This window comes from Nocardia salmonicida NBRC 13393 (assembly GCF_001613085.1).
Taxonomy (GTDB): Bacteria; Actinomycetota; Actinomycetes; order Mycobacteriales; family Mycobacteriaceae; genus Nocardia; species Nocardia salmonicida.
This window is the reverse complement of record NZ_BDBR01000022.1, coordinates 106,250-124,996: the sequence shown is the minus strand read 5'-3', so window position 1 is coordinate 124,996 and position 18,747 is coordinate 106,250. Positions and strand designations below refer to the sequence as shown.

At 68.8% G+C, this 18,747-nt stretch carries 18 protein-coding genes; 3 read left to right on the top strand and 15 right to left on the bottom strand.

All coding sequences use genetic code 11. The features are described 5' to 3' along the window. Positions 1-73: 73 nt before the first annotated feature. Complete coding sequence (locus NS1_RS21895) at positions 74-862, bottom strand: inositol monophosphatase family protein (RefSeq protein ID WP_157125334.1); 789 nt, start codon at positions 860-862, stop codon at positions 74-76. Between the two features lie 96 nt (positions 863-958). Continuing rightward, a complete protein-coding gene (locus tag NS1_RS21890) occupies positions 959-1,693 on the bottom strand; it encodes a sulfite exporter TauE/SafE family protein (protein WP_062987262.1) in 735 nt (244 codons plus the stop codon). A gap of 175 nt (positions 1,694-1,868) precedes the next feature. On the opposite strand from NS1_RS21890, the gene NS1_RS21885 reads away from it, so the two are divergent. Continuing rightward, a complete protein-coding gene (locus NS1_RS21885; protein ID WP_063816228.1) occupies positions 1,869-2,663 on the top strand; it encodes a hypothetical protein in 795 nt (264 codons plus the stop codon). Positions 2,664-2,681: 18 nt separating this feature from the next. Here NS1_RS21885 and NS1_RS21880 read toward each other — a convergent pair whose 3' ends face one another. After that, positions 2,682-3,296: a hypothetical protein gene (locus tag NS1_RS21880; RefSeq protein WP_062987258.1), complete on the bottom strand. Its 615-nt coding sequence runs from the start codon at positions 3,294-3,296 to the stop codon at positions 2,682-2,684. A gap of 139 nt (positions 3,297-3,435) precedes the next feature. On the opposite strand from NS1_RS21880, the gene NS1_RS21875 reads away from it, so the two are divergent. Together NS1_RS21875 and NS1_RS21870 are read left to right on the top strand one after the other, a co-directional pair. Next, complete coding sequence (locus tag NS1_RS21875; protein WP_169812811.1) at positions 3,436-4,599, top strand: sensor histidine kinase; 1,164 nt, start codon at positions 3,436-3,438, stop codon at positions 4,597-4,599. After that, positions 4,596-5,252 (top strand): response regulator, encoded by a 657-nt coding sequence (locus NS1_RS21870; protein ID WP_062987254.1) that lies wholly within the window; start codon positions 4,596-4,598, stop codon positions 5,250-5,252. Before NS1_RS21875 ends, NS1_RS21870 begins: the two co-directional genes overlap by 4 nt. 4 nt (positions 5,253-5,256) lie before the next feature. Here the strand turns inward: NS1_RS21870 and NS1_RS21865 are convergent, their stop codons facing one another. The 12 genes from NS1_RS21865 to NS1_RS21810 all read right to left on the bottom strand — a co-directional run bounded on the left by NS1_RS21865 (position 5,257) and on the right by NS1_RS21810 (position 18,642). After that, positions 5,257-5,829 (bottom strand): TetR/AcrR family transcriptional regulator, encoded by a 573-nt coding sequence (locus tag NS1_RS21865; RefSeq protein WP_062987252.1) that lies wholly within the window; start codon positions 5,827-5,829, stop codon positions 5,257-5,259. 332 nt (positions 5,830-6,161) lie between these two features. Next, complete coding sequence (gene pdxS, locus NS1_RS21860; RefSeq protein ID WP_056810852.1) at positions 6,162-7,082, bottom strand: pyridoxal 5'-phosphate synthase lyase subunit PdxS; 921 nt, start codon at positions 7,080-7,082, stop codon at positions 6,162-6,164. 166 nt (positions 7,083-7,248) lie between these two features. After that, positions 7,249-8,436: a Cmx/CmrA family chloramphenicol efflux MFS transporter gene (locus NS1_RS21855; RefSeq protein WP_062987250.1), complete on the bottom strand. Its 1,188-nt coding sequence runs from the start codon at positions 8,434-8,436 to the stop codon at positions 7,249-7,251. 275 nt (positions 8,437-8,711) lie between these two features. Beyond that, positions 8,712-9,758: an NUDIX hydrolase gene (locus NS1_RS21850; protein ID WP_062987351.1), complete on the bottom strand. Its 1,047-nt coding sequence runs from the start codon at positions 9,756-9,758 to the stop codon at positions 8,712-8,714. Continuing rightward, positions 9,758-10,882, bottom strand: a complete 1,125-nt coding sequence (locus NS1_RS21845) for a glycosyltransferase family 4 protein (protein WP_062987247.1) — start codon at positions 10,880-10,882, stop codon at positions 9,758-9,760. The genes NS1_RS21850 and NS1_RS21845 overlap by 1 nt, the downstream gene beginning before the upstream one ends. Next, positions 10,879-11,802, bottom strand: a complete 924-nt coding sequence (locus NS1_RS21840) for a phosphatidylinositol mannoside acyltransferase (protein WP_084503900.1) — start codon at positions 11,800-11,802, stop codon at positions 10,879-10,881. Before NS1_RS21840 ends, NS1_RS21845 begins: the two co-directional genes overlap by 4 nt. Continuing rightward, the gene (gene pgsA, locus NS1_RS21835) at positions 11,799-12,476 is read right to left on the bottom strand and encodes a phosphatidylinositol phosphate synthase (RefSeq protein ID WP_062987243.1); all 678 of its coding nucleotides are present in this window, start codon (positions 12,474-12,476) and stop codon (positions 11,799-11,801) included. Before pgsA ends, NS1_RS21840 begins: the two co-directional genes overlap by 4 nt. Before the next feature lie 5 nt (positions 12,477-12,481). Beyond that, positions 12,482-13,036 (bottom strand): ATP adenylyltransferase, encoded by a 555-nt coding sequence (locus NS1_RS21830; RefSeq protein ID WP_056810869.1) that lies wholly within the window; start codon positions 13,034-13,036, stop codon positions 12,482-12,484. Further along, positions 13,033-15,105 carry a threonine--tRNA ligase gene (thrS, locus tag NS1_RS21825; RefSeq protein ID WP_062987241.1) on the bottom strand — a complete coding sequence of 691 codons (2,073 nt, stop codon included), beginning with the start codon at positions 15,103-15,105 and terminating at the stop codon, positions 13,033-13,035. The genes NS1_RS21830 and thrS overlap by 4 nt, the downstream gene beginning before the upstream one ends. Before the next feature lie 118 nt (positions 15,106-15,223). Continuing rightward, positions 15,224-15,895, bottom strand: coding sequence for a (2Fe-2S)-binding protein (locus NS1_RS21820; protein ID WP_062987239.1), 672 nt, complete (start codon positions 15,893-15,895; stop codon positions 15,224-15,226). Next, entirely contained in the window at positions 15,892-16,383 is a 492-nt protein-coding gene (locus NS1_RS21815; RefSeq protein WP_056810880.1) for a TIGR02611 family protein, read from the bottom strand. The genes NS1_RS21820 and NS1_RS21815 overlap by 4 nt, the downstream gene beginning before the upstream one ends. A gap of 48 nt (positions 16,384-16,431) precedes the next feature. After that, positions 16,432-18,642 carry a SulP family inorganic anion transporter gene (locus NS1_RS21810; RefSeq protein WP_062987237.1) on the bottom strand — a complete coding sequence of 737 codons (2,211 nt, stop codon included), beginning with the start codon at positions 18,640-18,642 and terminating at the stop codon, positions 16,432-16,434. Positions 18,643-18,747: the final 105 nt, after the last annotated feature.

Genomic DNA, 18,747 nt, shown 5'->3' with positions numbered 1-18,747 from the left:
CGATGTTGAGGAAACTCTGAGATACACACAACGTGGGTCTGTGAGAAGGATTCGATTGTGATGCACCCCAGTGCTACCCGGCGCGCAGACCTGCCACCGCGTCGACCAGTCGGGCGTGGGTCGGCGCGTCCGCGGCCGCGATCAGTCCGTGTGGTGGGGTGTGCAGCGGTTGCCCGGCGAGGCCGGTGACCACGCAGCCCGCCGCCTGGCACACCGCGATCGCGCTGGTGAAATGCACACTGTCACGGAGATCGCCGCCGGTGATGTAGGCGGCGCGCCGTCCCGCCGCGACCCAGACCAGGGCCAGGGAGGTCGACAACACCCGCGGATGGAATTCGCCCGCGAAGCCTTCGGCGTCGAATAGTCGCGCCGGGGTCGACCACGGGAACGGGTGGTCGAGGTCGACATCGACGAGGTGACTTCCCGAGTACGGCCGTAACGGCTCGTCGCGACCCTCGGCGCGCAGGAACGCACCTTCCCCCGCTGTCCAGAACACTTCCTCGGCGAACGGGTCGGCGGTGGCCGCCGCCGTCACGGTGTCGCCGTCGCGCAGGGCGACATTGACCGCCACGAACGCGGTGTCGACAGCGAAATTCCTTGTGCCACAGAGTGGATCGACAAACCACGTGCGGTCGCTGCCGGCCGGACCGGTGACTCCTGATTCCTCGGCGACGAACCGGTCGTCCGGGCACGCGGTCGCGAGGACATCGAGGATGGCTTTCTCGGCCGCGATATCGGCCTGCGTGGCGAAGTCGTCGCCCTGTTTGGCGTAGCGCGTGAGCGGAGCGTGGAACGCCGACCGAATCACTGCCGAAGCGACCTCTGTTGCGTGGATGGCGATTTCACTATCTGAGTGGTGCACCGCTTCCAGGCTACGGACCGCACCACACCCCGGCAGGCGAAACAACGGCCCCGCGGGGCACAGTCGCGCAACGGTCCTCGACTGCCGCGCGGCCGCCTATCGAGCCAGGTACACGGCGAGACCGAGTCCGCAGATCCCGACCGTCACCCGCAAGACGCTCGGTGGAATCACTTTCACCACCGGCGGACCGCACCAGCCACCGGCCAGCGCACCCGCACCGAGAGCCAGCGCCGCACCCCAGTGCACCGGCCCGAAGGCCGCGAACCCGATCGCGGCGACCAGGTTCGCGATGCCGAGCAGGAAGCTCTTGAGAATCGAGGCGCTCCAGAGGGATTCGGAGGTGCACAGCAGCATCATCGACAGGTAGATCACCCCCGCGCCCGCGCCGAAATACCCGCCGTACACCGATGTGAGCAGGATGCCGACCGGCACGATCCAGGGCGCGCTGAGCTCACCGATGTGGCGGCGCACCAGTGGTTGCACCAGCAGCGCGATCGACGCCATGGCCACCAGGAACGGCACGACCACCTCGAACGCGCCGTCCGGGGCGACCAGCAGTGCGAGCGCACCGAGAAGCCCACCCAACGCCGACAACACCGCCCAGCGCACCAGCGTGGACCCGCGTCCGACGAGTTCGCGTCCGGAATTGGCGGTCGCCCCGACGCCGACGGCGACCATGGCGACAGTATTGGTGACATTGGCCGCGACGGGCGGCAAACCGGCGGCCAGCAGCGCCGGATAGGAGACGATCGAGGCCATCCCGGTGACGAAACCGATCAAGCCGGTGAAGAAACCCGCGACGACCAGCAAGCAGAAGTCGAGCGCGGTCACGGACCGACTGTACGGTACGCCCAGTTGGCAGCAAATCCTGGGCCAACCGACGCCGACATCGCGGAACGACGCGCCTGCGAGGGCACAGCGCACGGCGCAGACGCGGCCCACATCGCCCACCGGCGCCGGGATCACTCCGACGCGCCGAAGGCCGTGCCAGGATGGCGGGGTGCAGATGACGACTTTCGAGCCGGGCGAACCACCCGTTCGACGTAACCGGCTGGACTCCAACACCGTTGCCCGCCTCGACGACGTCACCACCTTCGCCCAGCTGCTCGACGCGTTAGAGCTCGTCCGGATGGACCATCCCGACGCGCGGATCCTGTGCACGCTCGATGATCTCGGCCAGTGCGCGTACACGAGCATGCACGCCACCCTCGGACTCGTGGAAGGCGACGGCGCGGGCCACGACTACCCGGACGATCCCGCCGCCACCCACCACGCCGAGAACGCCACGGTCTCCCGGATCGCCGCGCTGCTGGACAATCCGTCCGCGCGCGTCCCGTGGGAATCCTTGCGCGACACCCGCAACGCGTCCGAGGACGAACTCGCCGCGCTCGTCGCCGCCAACCGCTCCCCCGACCGCGTGGTCGACGACGTCGTGCTGATCCAGCGCGTCCCAGTGGACCGCGACGACCTCGCGATCGCCGGCATCCCGAACGGGTACTTCGCCGACGACTGGAGCACCTACGACAACCACACCGTCATCCGCCGCATGGCCCTCCACGGCTACCGCCACATCGCCATCGGCGCGTCCCTGCTCGCCTTCGCCCGCCCCACCGCCCCCACCCCCGAACAGGCCGCGGCTCTGGTCACCGACCTGACCCACCTCTACGGCTCCCCCACCGCCATCGCCTGGCACGAGCTGGCCGTTCTGCTGCCCACCCAGCGCCAGCTCATCCTCGGCTACGCCGAGAACTTCGCCGACGCCCTCACCACCGATACCGAAGGCGCGGCGGGTCAGCCGTAGGCCGCGGCCCTGGTAGCGCTAGCGCGCCGGATCGGGTGTCGGCTGCCACGCGCGAGCGGCAGCCGCCGAGTTCACTGTCACGCTCGACCACACGGCCCAGGCCAGCCACACCATGCCGAATCCGGCCGCGATGTGTCCGACGCGGACCAGCGTCGCCGGGAGCAGGAAGGTCAGGCAGAGCACCGACAGGCCCGCGGTGTAGAGGATCGCCGCGCCGCGCGGAACCGCCGCGCTACGCAGCAGCGCTGTGCCGAACAGCAGCGTCCCGCTCAGTGCGAGGACCGCGGTGGCGAGGAAGGCGAATTTCGCCGGGCTGGTGAGCAATTCGTCGACCACCGGCTTGTCCAGATAGACCAGCACGAAGTTCATGGCGAAGGCGATACCCGCGAAATAGCCGAAGCCGAGGAATTGCACGACGAAGGCGAGTGCTCCGAAGCGGCCGAGACGCTGGTGCAGCAGCGCGTACAACGCCACCAGCAGACCGATCCCGAAGGGGACGGCGGCCCCGTTGAGAATCTGAGTGATCGGTATCTTGCCCGCGGCGATCAGTTCGATTATGCCGGCCGCCGCGATCGCTCCGCCGCAGACGAAGCCGGAGACGCCGCCCAGTCGCAGTAGTGCTCGTGTGTCCATGTCGAAATCCCTTCTCGATGTCGAGCTCGACGGTAGGAATCCGGTGGTCACGGCGGTAAGTGCCGGGCGACCCATGACCTTCGGCCACAATCTCCTCGCGACCGTGGCCGTGCGACGAATCTGGCCATACGCTCAGCGAATGCATCGACCGCGCGCACTGACCTGGGTCGCGTGCTTCCTCTATGTCTCCGTGCTGGTCGCCGGGCTCGCCGTCGCCTCGACCGGGCCTGTCGACCCCGCCAGGTCGAGCGCGTTCGCCGGGGCCCTCGCGCTCGCAGGAGGGCTGGAGCTCGCCGCAGCGCGGTTCACCCGGTCGAGGACCCTCGCGATCGCCGGGCTGGTCGTCCGCGCCGTCCTGTACACGGTGATCACCGTGCTCGACAGCAGTGGCAATGCGAAGGTCCTGTTCGTCTTGCTTCCGCTCACTGCCTATTTCACCGTCGGGCATCGTGTCGCCTACGCACTCGCCGGTGGCGGTCTACTCCTCGCCGCGATCATCGTCCTCGGGCGACCGGCGCTGCGGGCGAATCCCGAAGCGCTCTCGGATCTGCTGATGTTCACGATCGGCGTCGTTTTCGCCCTCGCGATCGCGGTGATCGCCGAACGCGAGGAAACCGGGCGGCGCCGCGCCGAAACACTGCTCACCGAACTGTCCGACGCGCACGCCCGGCTCCGGGAATACGCCGACCAGGCGGTCTCCCTCGCCACCGTCGCCGAACGCACCCGGGTGGCCCGCGATATCCATGACAGCGTCGGCCACCATCTCGTGGTGACCGCGATCCAACTGGAGAAATCGGCCGCCTACCGGCCGTTGGACACCGATATCGCCGACCGGGCACTCGCCGAAGGGCGTCATTCCACGCGCCTGGCTCTCGACGAGGTGCGGCGCGCGGTCGGCACCCTGCGCGCCGACGACACGCAGTTCACCCTCGCCACCGCGTTGCGAGCGCTCGCGACCCGGCTCGACGACACCGGCTTCGCCGTGACCCTCGACCTCACCGGCACCGAGGACACCGTCGGCGAACCCGTCCGTCTCGCCCTGTACCTCGCCGCACAGGAAGCACTCACCAACGCACGCCGCCACTCCAACGCCACCGCCGTCGCGGTCCGCGTCGACCTCACCGCGAGCACCGGCATCCTCGATATCGCCGACAACGGAACAGGTTTCGCGCCCGGCGCGACGGAAGGTCAGGGGCTGTCCGGAATGCGTGAACGCCTGGACCTGGTCGGCGGCGAGGTGCGCATCACCTCCGGTCCCGACGGAACTCGTCTGCTGGCCACGATCCCCGTGGTGGGACGATGACCGGACACGATCCCGAGGTATCGGGCACTGTCCCGAAGGTCCGCGTGCTGATCGCCGACGACGAGCGCCTGGTTCGTGAAGGGATCGCCGCGTTGCTCGCCCTGCAGCCCGGCATCGAAGTGCTCGGTGCGGCCGAAAGCGGTTCCGAGGCCGTCGAACTCGCGACCGCACTGGAGCCGGATGTGGTGCTGATGGATGTTCGTATGCCGGGAACCGACGGCGTGGAGGCGGCCACCAGGCTGCGCGGGCGGGTCACAGTATTGATGCTCACCACCTTCGACGACGACGGCTACATCGTCGCGGCCCTGCACGCGGGCGCGTCCGGCTACCTGCTCAAGGATCTCCCCGCCGCCGAACTCGCCCAGGCGATCCGCCTCGCGCACGCGGGCGTCGACCAGTACTCGGCCGCCGTCACCGCGCGTCTGGCCGCCATGGTGCGCTCCCGCATCCCACGCCCCACCATCGACCTCACCGGCCGCGAAACCGAGGTCCTCCGCCTGCTCGCCGCCGGGGCCGCCAATCGCGAGATCGCCCGGTCCCTCTACCTCAGCGAGGGCACCGTGAAGAACCACGTCTCGAGCATCCTCCAACGCCTCGGCGTCCGCGACCGCACCCAGGCCGCGATCTACGCCCACGAACAGGGAATCCTCTGAGCCGTCAGGTCAGGGCGTTCACCATGCGGCCCACGAGCACCCAGGTTCGGTCGAACGGAGCCGCGCTCACGGCGGGCGTGCCGATCACCGAGCGCAGGACCCCGAGGCCGATCAGCAGCGCTCCGATCAGCTCCGCGCGCAGTTGCGGGTCGGGACTGTCGAGTCGGTCGGCGAATTCGCGCAGGTAGCCGTCGCAGAGTTGGGTACGGAGCTGATCGCGCACGTCGCCGTGGCCTGCCGATCGGAGCATGGCCAGCAGCGGGTGTTCGCCGCCGTACTGCGACCAGTCCTGGTACACGACGTCATGGAGCAGGGCGTCGGCGATGCTGACGACCGGCCGGTGCGGATCCGCGGCCACTCCGGTCGGGATCTCCATGTGCATCGCCTCGGCGTAGAGCCGCTTCTTGGAACCGAAGTAGCGCGATACCAAGGCGGGGTCGACGCCGACCTCGGCGGCGATCTCGCGCAGGCCGGTGCCGTCGAAACCCTGTGCGGCGAAACGGATACGCGCGGCATCGAGCAGCGCGGCGCGGGTGGCCGCGCGATCGCGGCGACGCGGTTCGGGCTTCGGTTCCATGAAGTCATGCTAAGTCATCAGATGTTGACTTGGTGGCGTCCCCGTTTCTAGCCTCGAGATATCGGCCGATGACTTGATCGCAGCGCTGGAACGCACGAGCGCCACGGTGATCATGAACATCCGCGGCCCCGGCGGCCTCCCCGGCCGAATCCACTGGGACGACCTGTGACGCGCAAGGACTTCGACCCGGACAACGCGATCTGCCTCGACGCCCTCACCACCGAACTCCTGCGGCGCTGAGCCTCGCCCGAAAATGCCTCGGCGGGCGTCGCGATCATCACGACGCCCGCCGAGGCGAATTCTTCAGTGCCCGAACGGTATCGGGCCCGTGATCACCAGCCGCGCTCGGCCAGACGGTGGGGCTGCGGGATCTCTTCGACGTTGATGCCGACCATGGCCTCGCCCAGGCCACGCGAGACCTTGGCCAGCACGTCCGGGTCGTCGTAGAAGGTGGTGGCCTTGACGATGGCGGCGGCGCGCTGTTCGGGGTTGCCGGACTTGAAGATGCCCGAGCCGACGAACACGCCTTCGGCGCCGAGCTGCATCATCATGGCGGCGTCGGCGGGGGTGGCGATGCCACCGGCGGTGAACATGACGACCGGGAGCTTGCCGGTCTGGGCGACCTCACGAACCAGCTCGTACGGGGCCTGCAGTTCCTTGGCGGCCACGAACAGCTCGTCCTCGGACAGCGAGGTCAGGCGACGGATCTCGCCGCGGATGGTGCGCATGTGGGTGGTGGCGTTGGACACGTCGCCGGTGCCCGCCTCGCCCTTGGAGCGGATCATGGCCGCGCCCTCGGTGATGCGGCGCAGGGCCTCGCCCAGGTTGGTGGCGCCACAGACGAACGGGACGGTGTAGTTCCACTTGTCGATGTGGTTGGCGTAGTCGGCGGGGGTGAGGACCTCGGACTCGTCGATGTAGTCCACGCCGAGGCTCTGCAGGATCTGCGCCTCGACGAAGTGGCCGATGCGGGCCTTGGCCATGACCGGGATGGAGACGGCGGCGATGATGCCGTCGATCATGTCCGGGTCGCTCATCCGGGACACGCCGCCCTGGGCGCGGATGTCGGCGGGCACCCGCTCGAGCGCCATCACGGCCACGGCGCCGGCGTCTTCGGCGATCTTGGCCTGCTCGGCGTTGACCACATCCATGATCACGCCACCCTTGAGCATCTCGGCCATGCCGCGCTTCACGCGGGCGGTGCCGACGGTGTTGGTGGTCTCAGGCGTAGTCACGAATGTCTCCTGTGTCATGGGCGCCAATCAAGTCGCTCGGGTTCGGGTCACCGTCGATTCTAGATCTGCCCGAATTCGGCCTTCATAGCCAGTTGAGCACCACTGGCCTTGTCACGACCAGCGGCGATGCGAACTCCGCCCCCAGCTGGCCTGGTCCGAGGGCCCCGCCGGGGTCCGACGTGATTCACCGCACGTCGACTCCGACCTCGTCCGGCGCCGGATGACGCCCGCGGCGACCGACCAGCACGATCACCGCTGCGACGGCGGCCGATGCGGCGCCGCACCACAGCGCGGCGACCGGATCACCGACCCGATCGACGATCACCCCGGCGGTGACGGGACCGAGGACCGCACCGATATTGAGCGCGGTGGTGGCCAACGCACCGGCCGAGCGAGGTGCCACAGGGGTGGCGGACCGCACGATCGTCGCGATCAACGTCGACCCGACACCGAATGCGACAGCACCCACGACGAACGTCATGATCACCACCGCGGCGATCGACTCTGCCGTCAGCGCGGCCAGCGCCCAGACGCCGACCAGGCCTACCGTCCCGACACCGATGATGCGCTCGCCGTGGCGGTCACTGTGGCGACCGGCCAGCGTGACGCCCGCGAACGAGCCGATCCCGAACACGGCCAGCACGACCGGAACCCACCCGCTGTCCTGTCCCGCGAGCTGCGCGGTGATCGTGCCGAGATACGTGAAACCGGCGAAAGTGGCGGCATTGACCAGGATCCCGACGACGACAGCCGCCCGCACCCGCCGCACGCCGAGCACAGCCCACTCGGACCGCACCGAGGGAATCGACACCGTCGACCGGTCTCTATCGTCGAGCGGCAGCGTCAGCACCATCGCGACGAGCACCCCCGCACCGACCACGGCCACCGCCCAGAACGCCGAGCGCCACCCCCACAGCTGACCGAGCACCGTTCCGGCGGGAACACCCGCGATGCAGGCCACCGTCACCCCCGACACGATGACCGAGGTGGCCCGCCCGATCTGCGCCGCACCGACCAACCGAGGCAGGGCGGCCAGAACGACCGCCAGAAACCCCGCGTTGGCCACCGCGGCGATGACCCGCGTCGCCACCAACACCCCGAACTCGGTGGTGACGGCACCGACGACGTGCGCGAGACAGAACAGCGCGAGAAATGTTGTGGCCGAACGCCGTAGCGGCCGGCGACCCGCTGTGGCCGCCATGGTCGGCGCGCCGAGCACCATACCGACGGCGTACAGCGAGGTCAGCAACCCCACGGTCCCGAGCGAGACCCCGAAGTCGGCGGCGGTCCGCGCCACCAGCCCCGACATCATGAATTCCGATGTGCCCTGCGCGAAAACGGCGACAGCCAGCACGAAAACCCCGATGGGCATGAATATCAACTCTCCCGATACCGGGACGCCACACCGCGAGCGCGGCGTCCGAGACGATGGCGAAACCAGGCGAAAAGGGGCCTGGCCGCGAGAAATCGACGATCGTCCGGCGTTGCGGAAGACACGTCGCACCGGTTACCCGGCCGACGACGCGCACCCACACAACGCCGCCCAGCCCGTAGGCCGGACGGCTACCTTCTCGACGCCTCCGGAGAATTCACGCCCTCACCGTAACAACGGCCGGACACAGACGCACGGGGTTATCCGCGTGTGCGTCAGCGGATGGAGCGGACCACGTGCTCGGCATCGTCCTCGGCCGCGGTGACGGCCTCGACGAGCAACTCGTCGAGGTGGTACGGGTACACCGCTTCGCCCGCGGCATCGAGCGCGCGGATGTCGTCGGCGGTGCACCAGCGGTGATCGGTGATCGTGCGACGCTCCAGGGCCGTGAGGTCGGCCGGGCTCCAGTGGAAACCCGGCGAGCGCAGGGTGAAGAACAGTTCCTCGGAGCGGATCAGTTCGCCGTTGAATGGGAACACCGCCACGCGTCGCCACAGCGGGCCGCGCAGCGACGCGGGGTCGACACGCTGACCGGTTTCCTCGTAGATCTCGCGGACCGCGGCGTCGCGCAGGTTCTCCCCCGGTTCGACCCCGCCGCCGACGGTGAACCAGAAGGCCACCTCGGGGATCATCGGGTCGTGGCCGCGCAGCAGCAGGACCCGGTTCTGCTCGTCGAGCAGCATCACCCGCGCGGAGGTGCGGGTGGTGTGCACGACGAGGCCGGTCGCGGCGGCGGGCGTCGCGCGCTCGGTGATCTCGAAGTAGTGCGGCAGCGGTGCGGTGCCGCCGAGGTGCAGGATGCGTACGGGCCTGCGGGTGCGCAGGGCCAGGGTGTCGCGCACGGCGTCGTTGTGGAAGCGGCGCGCGATGAGCACGCGGGCCTCGGCGTCGGCGAGTTCGGCGACCAACTGGGGTCGCAGGTGGTCGATCTCGACCAGGGACAGCGCGGCGGAGAGCTGATTCTCGATCGTTTCCCGGTCACCGCGGTCGGCACGTTCGGCACGATCGGCGAGGGTGGCGAGCCGGGAGGCCCGTTCGGCTCGGCGGGGATCGGTACTCACCGGCCCGGCCTCCGACATCGCCACCGCGCGCGCCACCACGGCCCGGCGGGCGAGCGCGGCATCGAGGGCCTGCCAGGACTGATCGGAACGCACGTGCAGCCGGTCGAGCCGGTTCGCCGTGGAGTAGGCCCACACGCCGAGGGCGAGCACGAGCAGGGCGATCAGCCCGAGAACGAGAACGGTGGTCGCGGAGAAGGTGATCATCCGGCGGCCCGCACCCGGTTGTCGCCGACGGTGACAGTTTCGTACACCCGCAGGATCTGTTCGGCCACGACCGGCCAGTCGTAGCCCGCGACCACCTGGGTGGCGGTGCTGACCAGGCGTTCGCGCGTCTCGTCGTCGGTGAGCAGGGTGTCGATGGCGGCGGCGAGCGCGGCGGAGTCACCGATCGGGGTGAGCAGGCCCGCGGTGCCGTCGCGCAGCACCCGCCGGAAGGCGTCGAGTTCACTGGCGACCACCGGGGTGCCCGCGGCCATCGCCTCGATCAGGATGATGCCGAAGCTCTCCCCGCCCAGATTCGGCGCGACGTACACATCGGCGCTGCGCAGCGCGGCGGCCTTCTCCGCATCGGAGACCTGTCCGAGGAACCGCAGGTGCCCCGCGTGCTCGCCCGCCTCGCGGCGCAGCCGGTCCTCGTCGCCGCGCCCGACGATGAGGATCTCCACATCGGGATGGTGTTCGATGAGCGCGGGCAGGGCGCCGAGCAGCACATCCATGCCCTTGCGCGGTTCGTCGTAGCGACCGAGGAACAGCACCGTGCGGCCCGCGCGCGGATATCCGTCGAGCGGCTCGCCGAGCGCGAACGCGGACACATCGACACCGTTGGGAATCTCCACCGCGTCGGATCCGAGCGCCTCGACCTGCCAGCGCCTTGCCAGCTCGGAGACGGCGATCCGCCCGCTGATCTTCTCGTGATACGGGCGGAGCACACCCTGAAAAGTGCTGAGCACCAACGACTTCGTGGTCGAGGTGTGGAAGGTCGCCACGATCGGGCCCTCGGCGATCTTGAGCGCCAGCATCGACAGGCTCGGGGCGTTGGGTTCGTGGATGTGCAGCACGTCGAAGTCGTTACTGTCGATCCAGCGGCGGATCCTGGTGTAGGCCATCGGACCGAACGACAACCGCGCCACCGACCCGTTGTAGGGAATCGCGACCGCGCGACCCGCCGAGACGACGAAATCGGGCAGCGGTGTGTCGTCGGAGGCCGGGGCCAGCACGCTCACCTTGTGCCCGCGTTCGATGAACACCCGGGCGAGCTCGACCACATGCGCCTGCACGCCGCCGGGGACGTCGAACGAATACGGGCAGATCATCCCGATCTTCACCGCTGGCCCCCTGTGTCCTGCGCGGTGATCCGCGACAGTCGTTCGGGCGACAGGTCGCCCTCCCAGAGCGGTTGCAGCATGTGCCAATCGGCCGGATGCTCGGCGATATTGGCGGCGAACCGGTCGGCGAGCGCCTGCGTCGCGGCCGCCACGCCACCGGAAACATCCAGTGCCGGTTCGGCTTTCAGGCCCCAGCCTTCGGTGCCGTCCTCGTCGACGGTGAACCAGCCGTGCACCGGGACCAGCGCGGCGCCGGTCTCGATGGCCAGTTTCGCGGCGCCGCCGGGCATCCAGGTGCGCTCACCGAGGAAGTCGACCGGCACGCCCTTGCCGGTGAGGTCGCGCTCGCCCATCAGACACACGATCCGGTTCTGGCGCAGTCGTTCGGCGAGTGCGGCGAACGGCGGCTGCTCGCCACCGGTCAGCGGGAACACCTCGAATCCGAGGCTCTCGCGGTAGGCGACGAACCGTTCGAACAGCGATTCCGGCTTCAGTCGCTCGGCCACGGTGGTGAAGTTGTCGTAGTGCTGCACCAGCCAGACACCGGCCATGTCCCAGTTGCCCGAGTGCGGGAGCACCAGAATGAGACCGCGGCCCTGTTCCAGCGCGGCGTCGACATTCTCCAGGCCACCGACGTAGTAGTCGATCTTTGTGTGGTCCATCGACGGCAGCCGGAACGCCTCACGCCAGTAACGGGCATAGGAGCGCATGCTCGCCCGCATCAGGTCGTCGGGCACCTGATCGGCGGGCACACCGAGGACACGGGCGAGGTTGCGGCGCAACTGTTGCGGTCCGCCGCCCTTCACCGCACGATCGGCGCCGAGGTCGAAGACCTTGCGCACCAATCCTTCCGGCGCCGAACGCACGAGACCCCAGCCCGCGGCGTAGCCCCAGTCACTCATTCGATCTTTGAGGCTCACGACGCCGATCCCTCTGCCGCGTCCGGCTGCGGCGCCGGTGGGATGACCACCCTGGCGCCCGGCGAATTGCGCACCGCGAGCACCCGCTGGAACACCGTGACGATGCTCAGCACCGCCAGCACCCACATCGCCACGTAGACGGCCCAGGTCAGCCAGTCGATCCCCCAGTGCCCGCCGATGCCGGTGAGTCCGGCGCCGACCAGGACGATGACCAGGCGGTCCGGGCGTTCGATGAGTCCACCGTCGGCGGACAGGCCACTGGCCTCGGCACGCGCCTTGGCATAGGAGATCACCTGCGAGGTGACCAGCACGATCAAGGTCAGCGCGAACAGGTGCTTGCTGTGCTCGTGATAGACCGCCCACCAGGCGAGTCCGGCGAAGATCGCGCCGTCGGCCACCCGGTCACAGGTGGCGTCGAGGACCGCGCCGTACTTCGTGCCGCCGCCGCGGGCGCGCGCCATCGCCCCGTCGAGCATGTCGAACATGACGAACAGCCAGATGACCATCGTTCCCCAGAACAGGTGTCCGGAGGGAAACAGGGTCACCGCGGCGGCGATGGTCGCCGTGGTACCGATCAGTGTCATCGCGTCCGGGGTGAGCCCCGTCCCGACGAGCGCTTTGCCCAGCGGCGCAGTCGCTTTCGCAAACGTCTGGCGGCCGAAGAAGCTGAGCACGGTCCTTATTCCTCCCATGCCTCCGCCAGCAGCTGCCGCGTCTCGCGCAACAACTGAGGCATCACCTTCACCCCGCCGACCACGGTGATGAAGTTCGCGTCCCCGCCCCAGCGCGGAACGATGTGCTGGTGCAGGTGGTCGGCGAGCGAACCACCTGCCACGCCGCCGAGATTGAGACCCACGTTGAATCCGGCAGGCCGCGAGACCTGCTTCATCACGCGAATGGCCCGCTGCGTGAAGGCCATCAGTTCCGCGCTCTCGGCGGTCGTGAGGTCCTCCAGGTCGGCTACCCGGCGGTACGGCACCACCATCATGTGCCCTGGGTTGTACGGGTACAAGTTCAGCACGGCGTAGACATTCTCGCCGCGCGCGATGATCAGGCCGTCTTCGTCCGACATCTTCGGGATATCGGTGAACGGATGCCCGGTCGCGTCCTTGGGCTTGACCTCACCGGTGATGTAGGACATCCGGTACGGCGTCCACAACCGCTGGAGTCGGTCGGGCTGGCCCGCCCCGGCGTCGACGATCGAGCCGGCGTCGGGGGCGAGGTTCTCGCTCATGACCCGACCGCCGCCGAGACGACCTCGAACCCCTCGGCGGTGGGTGAGGCGTTCTCGCGGTGAGCGATCCAGGTGGTGATGGTGGCGACCGCGTCGGCGACGGGCACCCCGTTGACCTGGGTGCCGTCGCGGAACCGGAAGCTCACCGCGCCCGCTTCCACGTCGCGCGCGCCCGCCAGCAGCATGAAGGGCACCTTCTGCGCGGTCTGGTTGAAGATCTTCTTCTGCATCCGGTCGTCGCTGCGGTCCACCTGCGCCCGCACGCCCGCGTCGCGCAACTGCTCGATCACCGAATCCAGGTGCGGGACAAAGTTTTCCGCCACCGGGATGCCGACCACCTGCACCGGCGAGAGCCAGGCGGGGAACGCACCGGCGTAGTGCTCGGTGAGCACGCCGAAGAAGCGTTCGATCGAGCCGAACAGCGCGCGGTGGATCATCACCGGGCGCTGCTTGGTGCCGTCGGAGGCGGTGTACTCGAGGTCGAAACGATCGGGCAGGTTGAAGTCGAGCTGCACGGTCGACATCTGCCAGGTGCGGCCCAGCGCGTCCTTGACCTGCACGGAGATCTTCGGCCCGTAGAACGCGGCGCCGCCGGGGTCGGGCACCAGATCCAGGCCGGAAGCCTCGGCGACCTTCTCCAAGGTTTCGGTGGCCTCGGCCCAGAGCTCGTCCGAACCCACGTACTTCTTCGGATCCTTGGTCGACAGCTCGAGGTAGAAGTCGTCGAGGCCGTAGTCCTTCAGCAGGCCGAGCACGAACTGCAGGGTGCTGGTGAGCTCGCCGTGCATCTGCTCTTTGGTGCAGTAGATGTGCGCGTCGTCCTGGGTCATGCCACGCACGCGGGTCAGGCCGTGGATCACGCCGGACTTCTCGTAGCGGTACACCGAGCCGAACTCGAACATCCGCAGCGGCAGCTCACGGTAGGAACGGCCGCGCGCGCCGAAGATCAGGTTGTGCATCGGGCAGTTCATCGGCTTGACGTAGTAGTCCTGGCCGGGCTTGCGGACGGAGCCGTCCTCGTTGAGCTCGGCGTCCAGGTGCATGGCCGGGAACATGCCGTCCTTGTACCAGTCGAGATGGCCCGAGATCTCGTACAGATGCCCCTTGGTGAGGTGCGGGGTATTGACGAACTCGTAGCCCGCGTCGACATGGCGCTGCCGCGAGTACTCCTCCATCTCCTTGCGGATGATGCCGCCCTTGGGGTGGAACACCGGCAGCCCCGAACCGAGCGCATCGGGGAAGGAGAACAGGTCGAGCTCGAGGCCCAGCTTGCGGTGATCGCGGCGCTCGGCCTCGGCCAGCAGCTCCAGGTAGGCGTCCATCGCCTCGGTGGATTCCCACGCGGTGCCGTACACGCGCTGCAGGTCCTCGCGGTCCTGGTCGCCACGCCAGTAGGCGGCCGAGGAACGGGTCAGCTTGAAGGCGGGGATGAACTTGGTGGTGGGGATGTGCGGGCCGCGGCACAGGTCGCCCCACAGCTTCTCGCCGGTGCGCGGGTCCAGGTTGTCGTAGATGGTCAGCTCGTTGCCGCCGACCTCCATGATCTCGGGATCCGCAGCAAGGTTGGCGCCGGACTTGTCGCTGATCAGCTCCAGCTTGAACGGCTCGTTGGCCAGTTCGACGCGAGCGTCGTCGATCTCCACGACGCGACGCGAAAAGCGTTGCGAGCCTTTGATGATCTTCTTCATCCGCGATTCCAGCTTCGCCAGATCCTCGGGGGTGAAGGGCTTGTCGACCTGGAAGTCGTAGTAGAAGCCGTCCTTGATCGGCGGGCCGATCCCGAGTTTCGCGTCCGGGAACTCCTGCTGCACCGCCTGGGCGAGTACGTGCGCGGCCGAGTGCCGGATCACGCTGCGCCCGTCCTCGCTGTTCGTGGGAACCGGCTCGACGTCGGCGTCCTCCTCCGGGATCCAGGACAGATCCTTGAGCGCGCCGTCGACATCACGCACGACGACGACCGTGTCCGGGCCCTTCGTGGGCAAGCCCGCTTCCCGCACCGCTGCGCCCGCGGTAGTCCCGGCCGGCACCCGAACGAGAGCGACGGGACTGATGGGTGCAGAGGTGGTCACGGGAATGTTCTCCTTGACGTCGGTGCCGGGTCATCCGGCAGGTCGCGCAGCGTCGGTCACGCAGGGGATCCTGCGCCGCCCATGCTATCGGGACCGCCGACGGGGCGTGTCGATGGACCTAGGAGCGAGCGCGCGCGGCGGCGGCCAACTGTTCGGCTCGATCGGCGGGCGCGCGCTTGGGGCAGCTCGTGCACATCTGTCGACCGGGCGCCTCGTAGACCAGGCAACACGAGGCGCGGCGGACGAAAGTACGGCCCGCCACCGTGACGAACCGTGGTGCGGGCAGGCACGGGCCCACGTCCGCGGCCAGCCGGCTCGCGGCCTCCGGGGCGCCCGCGTCGAGGGCCCGGTTGCCGATGGCATCGGCGACGACCGCCCACAGCGCGGGAATCCCGGCCCCGGAAACCGCCGCGACCTGGGAGATCACGGCGGTCAAGGTGTCGCGCAAGGCGGTCGCGACCTCCTCGGCCGCTGCCGCGCCGGTCTCGCCACCCACATCCGAGCGCACGGAGCGCCCGGCGGCATCAACCGGCATCCGGTGGAACCGCGCGTGCTCGACGCCGCCGTCCGGACGGACCACACAGTCGAATTCGCCGAGCGCCGCGACCGGAGCGGGCGTGCCCGCCGCGTAGGCGAACGTGATCTGCTCGACCAAGGTCGAGGCGACCATGCACCACCACAGGGTGCCCGCGACCCGGGGCACATCGGTGCCCCAGGTATGGCTCATCGCGTCGATCCGGGCCGCGACCCAGGCTGGGTCGGTGAGGAGCAGGCCGGGAACCGTGCTCACGACATCAGGGGACTGTGCAACCATGGCCAATCGACTCCGATCCACCCTGCGACCATCGAAAATGTACCGAGCAGCCACAACGTCACCAGGACGAGGGCGAAGGTGCCCACCGCGCCGAGTACCTTGATGAACCAACCGCGCGAGGTGTACCAGTCCATGACGATCCGGTATTTGCCGCGCACCCAGTTCAAGGTGTGATGGGCCCAGACGAATTCGGTGGCCAGGATGCCGAATCCCGCGAACACCAGCGCCCAGCCGGGTCCGGGGTACGGGATCGTGACGATCCCGACGATCAGCACCAACCCACCGACCACGCCGACGACGATGCGGTAGCCGAGGTTGAGGGTAGGGCGCTGGGCGATGTGTTCCCGGAAGGCGCGCCAGCGGTCCTTGAACCCGTCCCACCGCCCCGACTCGGCGGCGGCCTCGTTGTCCGCGGAATCGGAGCCGTCGGTGACGCGCTCGGCGGCGGTCGGATCGCTGGTCATGAAGTCCAGACTACGAGTCCGATCGCCGCCGAGTAGCAACGTGGCTGTTCAGCCACCGGTGACAGCGAGTGCGGCGTGATCGTCGATCGCGCCGACCCCGTCGACGGTCACCTCGAGCACCCGGGCGCCCGCGATGTCGAAGAACAGCCCCGACAGCACCAACCCGCGCTCGGCCACCGCGCGTCGCACGGCGGGATTGCGTCCCAGCGTCTCGAGCTGCACGGCGACATTGACCATGCTCAGCTGATCCGCCTCGCTGTACCCGGCCGCCGCGGCGGCCACGGCGACGGGATGACCGGCGCGGAATCGCTGCAGCGCGGGTTCGGCGTGACGCAACCAGGAGCCGAGCCCACCGCCGGTGTCGGCGGCGGAGTGCACCGCCTTCATCGCGCCGCACGAGGAATGTCCGCACACCACCACCGAGCGGACCGCGAGCGAGTCCAAGGCGAAAGTCAGCGCCGCTTCGACCGAATCGTCGCCGCTGACCGGGACCAGGTTGCCGACATTGCGCACCGTGAACAGGTCACCCGGGCCGCTGTTGGTGATCACATTGGGCACGATCCGCGAATCCGAGCAGGTGAGGAAGAACGAATCCGGGTCCTGGTGCATGCCGTCCAGGTGCGGGCGCACCACATGCGCGGAGCCGCGATGGAAGGCCGCGATACCCGCCGTCATCGCGTCGCCGCCGGACTTCTGGTGCCGCCACGGGCGGAGCATGTCGTCGATCGCGGCGCGACCGAATCCACGCGTCGGCGGCGCGCCCGGGGTGTCGGCCATCCGGGCGTGCCCGATCTCGACGAAATCGATACGGCCACCGCTGCTTTCGTGCTGACGCTGCCAGTCCTCGATCGCCTCGAAGGCGGCGTGGTCGAGGAAGTCGACGGTCATCTCGACCGTCACGTCGACGCCCGCGGGCACCTTCGCCAGTTCGCCCGACAGTTTCGGCAGGGCCAGGAAGGTGCACGATCCGTCGATGTGGACCTGCCAGCGCCCGTCGGGCAGCGGCTGCGCCGTCACCTGCACGCGCACGACCCGCCACAGCAGCAGCCCGAAGGCCAGTCCCAACCCGATGACCACGCCTTCGAGCAGATTCGTGAACACCACGCCGAGCACGGTCACCACATAGACCAGGAGGTCGCCGGTCCGCCGAGCCAACCGGATGTGGGCCAGTTTCACCAGTTGCATGCCGATGACGATCAGCAGGCCGGCCAGCGCGGCCTTGGGAATCTGCTCCACCAGACCGACCAGCGCCACCGAGAACAGCAGAATCCAGAGGCCGTGCATGACGGCCGAGGCCCGCGTCCGCGCTCCCGCCTGCACGTTGGTGGCGCTGCGCACGATCACGCCGGTGATCGGCAGGCCGCCGGCCAGGCCCGAGACGACATTCGCCGTGCCCTGGCCGATCAGTTCCCGATCGAATCCGGTGCGCGGACCGGTGTGCATCTTGTCGACCGCGACGGCCGAGAGCAGGCTCTCCACACTGGCGATCAAGGCGATGGTCAGCACCATCATGGCCACGGCCGACCAGTTGCCCGACGGCAGTTCCGGCAGGCCGAGCGCGTCGAAGACCGACCCGCTCAGCGCGATGCGCTCGATTTCGGGCAGGCCGAGGGAGAGCACGGTGCCGACGAGCACCGCGATCAGCGGGCCCGGTACCGCGCGCAGCTTCGGCGGGACGTACTTCCAGCCGAGCATCACCGCGATCACCACGGCGCCGACGAGCGCGTCACCACCGTGCAGCGACAGCAGCTGCCCGGGCAGTTCGGTCAAGTTGCGCAGCGCGGTGCTGTGCGAGGAGCCGCCGAGCAGGACATGGACCTGCTGCAGGGCGATGGTGATGCCGATACCGGCCAACATGGCGTGGACCACCACGGGAGCCACGGCGAGGGCGGCGCGCGCGATCCGGCTGAGCCCGAACAGGATCTGCAGCACGCCCGCGGCGACCACGATGAAACAGGTGACGCGCCAACCGAATTGCGCGATGGACTCGGCGACGACCACGGTCAGACCCGCGGCGGGTCCGCTGACCTGCAGAACTGCCCCACCGAGCAGACCTGCCACCACACCACCGATCACGGCGGCGACGAGACCGGCGGCGATCGGTGCGCCGGAGGCCACCGCGATGCCGAGCGACAGGGGCAGCGCGACCAGGAAAACTACGATGGAAGCGGGTAGATCATGTCGTAGCAGCGTCTGCTGCCACGCGGGGCGGGATGACTCGTCCGCACGGGGCGGAGCAAGGTCGTTCTCGATAGACATGACTCTCCTTCGCCGGCTCCCGGCGCTGGGCCGAGGCCGATCATCACGAGGACGGTGAAGCAAAGGGGACACCGGTGCGACGGCGAACCGGGTACTGGGTGGATC